We start from the raw sequence: 3,266 nt of genomic DNA on the forward strand, positions 1-3,266 counted from the left end.
GAGATCGCCAAACGCATCGTGCCGCTGGCCAGCCCTGCGCTTAGGGAAACCGGGCTGATCTTCCAGGCCAAGCACAACCGTTTTGTCGCCTACCGGCAGCCGGAGTAGACGCACCGCGTATTTTGGCGGAAGAATTGCGCCGCCACCGACGTTGTTGGAATGCCTAGTTTTCGCAAAACGGAGGACCACCATGCGCAGACTGCTTCTCGTCACCGCCGCCACATCGCTTGCAGCCGTCGGCGTCGCATCCCCACAGGATACGACAATGAGCTTCTTCGTCACCAGCGTCGGCTCGGGCAAGGGCGCCGATCTCGGCGGCCTGGCGGGCGCCGATGCGCATTGCGGGTCGCTGGCTGAAGCCGCCGGCGTGACCGGCAAGACATGGCGCGCCTATCTCTCGACTAGCGACACCGATGCGCGCGATCGCATCGGCAAGGGACCGTGGTTCAACGCCAAGGGCGACAAGATCGCCGACGATGTGGCTTCGCTGCACAGCGATGCCAACGCGATCACCAAGCAGACGGCGCTCGACGAAAAGGGCAACGTGGTCAACGGCCGCGGCGACAAGCCCAACCGGCACGACGTGCTGACCGGCTCCAAGCCCGACGGCACGAAAATCGCCGACCAGACCTGCGGCGACTGGACGCTCAGCGGAGCAGAAGGTGCGGCAATGACGGGCCATCACGATCGCGCCGGTCTCGACGATTCGGCCGCCGCCAAATCGTGGAATTCCTCGCACGCTTCACGCGGCGGCTGCAGTCAGGAGGCGCTGAAGAGCACCGGCGGCGACGGCCTGTTCTACTGCTTTGCCGCGAACTGAGCTGTTCAAACAAACGTCGAACCTCACGCCGTGATGCCGTGGCGAACCACCGCGCCAGCCGCGCTTTCGTCGACCGCGCGGAGTTGATAGGATCGCCCGAATCCCACAACAAACGAGGAATTTCCCATGGCGGCTTCGAGCGTAGCGTTGGTCTGGTATCTGGTGATTGCCGGCCCGCAAGGCGGCATGGTGGTGCTGCCCAGCACGTTCGACACCCGCGAACAATGCACCTCCGCCGTCACCGAATATCAGAAGCAGCCGACGCCGGCCGGCTGGTCGGTGCAGTGCGTGCCGAGCGCCTCGCCCTTCGCCGACGAGGGCGAAAGTGAATAGCCGGCGGCGCGCGTTTCAGCGGCGCGCGCTTACCGTCAGCTCCGGCTTGGCATTGATGGTCTGGAACACCACGCAGTAGCGTTCGGTCAATTTGAGCAGAGTGTCGATGCGCTCTTGTGGCTCGTCGGTGTCGAGGATGAAATTCAGCCGGATGGCGCGGAAGCCGACCGGCGCATCTCTTGCCACACCTAAGGTGCCGCGAAAATCGAGATCGCCTTCGGCCTCCACCGTGGCGGCTCCGAGTTTGAACTCCAGCGCCGTCGCCACCGCCTTAAGCGTCACGCCGGCGCAAGCGACCAGCGCCTCCAGCAGCATGTCGCCCGAGCACAGTTCGAGCCCCGAACCGCCGGTAGCCGGATGGAGACCGGCAACGGCCAGCGCCCGGCCCGTCTCAACTTTGCAGGCGATCGACTGGTCGTCGATCGAGCCCCTGGCCCTGAGCGTGACCAGCGCGCTCGACGCGTCGTCGCGATAGGCGTCCTTGAGCGGCGCCTGCATGGCCTTCAGTCCGGTGGCATCCATGTCCAACCCTTTTCGACAGTCATCTTCATCGCTCGTCACGATACTCGAATAGACTCTACGGCCTAAACCTCGATTTCACGACATTTGGATCAGAGTGACAAGCTGTCCGGATATTGGTGCGTCATTAGACCGGGTGCCTTTTCATGCGACCTGGGGCCGCCACGCGATGACGCCATCCGTCCGAGCCCGCTGAGTCTGGCGTCCGGCGCCATTGAGCGCACCAGTTCCCCGGCGGTTGGCGCCTCGCCTCGAGCGAGGTCGTCCGTAGTCTGCCGATCTTCTCTATCACGCCGGAAAGCTGGCGCAGCCGGCCTTCCAGTATTGTCTGGTGCGCGGCCAAGGCCCGGCTCCATGCCCCGGGAGCGCCCTTCAACCGCATCGGCCGGACGGGATACCCGAGCCGCCAGGCCCTGCCCCAACGCTAGCTCGCCGCTGGCGCAGCGCCGCGCAGGGTTCCACCCGTGTAGCGTACGCTGAAACCCTGATCGTCGCGGCCGGCCTGCTGATCATCGGCAACGAACATTTCCTCAAGCGACTGTAGGATGCGGCACCCCCTGCTGACAGTACGGTGTCAGGACAAGGCAGCATAGTCTGGTGACATGACGGGATCCCTAAGCATGCCAGCCACCACCGAAACCGCCGCCGAGCGCACCCTTGGCATCATCCTGGTTTCGGCGTCGGCGGCCGTCTTTGGCCTCACCGGAGTGTTGACCAAGTCGATCCATGCCGACCCGCTGACCATCACGTGCTGGCGCGGCTTCGTCGGCTCGATCCTGATCACCCTCTATGTGCTGTGGCGCCGCCGCCGCTCCGGCAGGCGTGAAAGCCTGCGCCTCGGCTGGCGCGGCTGGCTGCTGGCGATCGAGGGTGCGCTGGCCAGCATCGCCTTCATTTCGGCGTTCAAATTCACCTTCGTCGCCAATGTCGCGATCATCTACGCCACCGCACCCTTCGTCACCGCGCTGCTTGCTTTCGTGCTGGTCCGTGAGCGCTTCCGCCTGCAGACGCTTGCTGCCGCGGCCGTGTCGCTCAGCGGTGTGGCGATCATGGTCTGGTCCGGCTTCGGCACCGGTAATCTGTTCGGCGACGGGCTGGCGCTGCTGATGACGGTCGGCGCCGCGCTCTACATGATCATGGTGCGCGCCTTCCGTGACACGCCTGTGGTGTGGGCCGGTGCGGTATCGGCATTCCTCCTGTTCGTGCTCGGCTGGTTCGTCACCGACCCGCTAGCCGTCTCAACCAGAGACGCAGTGCTGCTCGTCGCCTTCGGCGCGTCTTTCGCGCTGGCCTCGATCCTGTGGACGGAGGGCGCGCGGCTCATTCCAGCGGCCGAATCCGGCTTGCTGGGTTCGGCTGAGGTGCCGTTCGCGATCCTGTTCGCCTTCCTGTTCCTGGCCGAGATCCCGCCGGCCGCCAGCATGATCGGCGGCGCCATCGTGCTCTGCGCGGTGTTCGCCCATGCCGGGCGCGACTGGCAAGCGGCGAGGCAGCGCTCTGCCCGGGAAAGTCTGCCTCTGAAATAAATTTGCAAAGTCGTGGAACCATCATGGGTTCAAAGCATTGTTGGGTTTGACGGGCCACCCCCAAGTCC

4 protein-coding genes and 1 pseudogene are annotated in these 3,266 nt (G+C 64.8%); 4 read left to right on the top strand and 1 reads right to left on the bottom strand.

The genetic code is table 11. The features are described from left to right. The 3 genes and pseudogenes from EOC93_RS35620 to EOC93_RS33050 all read left to right on the top strand — a co-directional run. Positions 1-108, top strand: a pseudogene (locus EOC93_RS35620) (oxidoreductase); the annotation flags it as partial. Between the two features lie 82 nt (positions 109-190). Beyond that, positions 191-820, top strand: coding sequence for a hypothetical protein (locus EOC93_RS33045; RefSeq protein WP_127206709.1), 630 nt, complete (start codon positions 191-193; stop codon positions 818-820). A gap of 126 nt (positions 821-946) precedes the next feature. Next, positions 947-1,153, top strand: a complete 207-nt coding sequence (locus tag EOC93_RS33050) for a hypothetical protein (RefSeq protein WP_095483183.1) — start codon at positions 947-949, stop codon at positions 1,151-1,153. Positions 1,154-1,168: 15 nt separating this feature from the next. On the opposite strand, the gene EOC93_RS33055 is transcribed toward EOC93_RS33050, so the two are convergent. Beyond that, positions 1,169-1,675: an OsmC family protein gene (locus tag EOC93_RS33055; protein ID WP_095483182.1), complete on the bottom strand. Its 507-nt coding sequence runs from the start codon at positions 1,673-1,675 to the stop codon at positions 1,169-1,171. 617 nt (positions 1,676-2,292) lie between these two features. On the opposite strand from EOC93_RS33055, the gene EOC93_RS33065 reads away from it, so the two are divergent. Continuing rightward, positions 2,293-3,198 (top strand): DMT family transporter, encoded by a 906-nt coding sequence (locus tag EOC93_RS33065; RefSeq protein ID WP_127206710.1) that lies wholly within the window; start codon positions 2,293-2,295, stop codon positions 3,196-3,198. The last annotated feature ends 68 nt before the right edge of the window (positions 3,199-3,266 follow it).

The sequence above is a fragment of the Mesorhizobium sp. M6A.T.Ce.TU.002.03.1.1 genome, from assembly GCF_003997275.1.
Classification (GTDB): Bacteria; Pseudomonadota; Alphaproteobacteria; order Rhizobiales; family Rhizobiaceae; genus Mesorhizobium; species Mesorhizobium mediterraneum.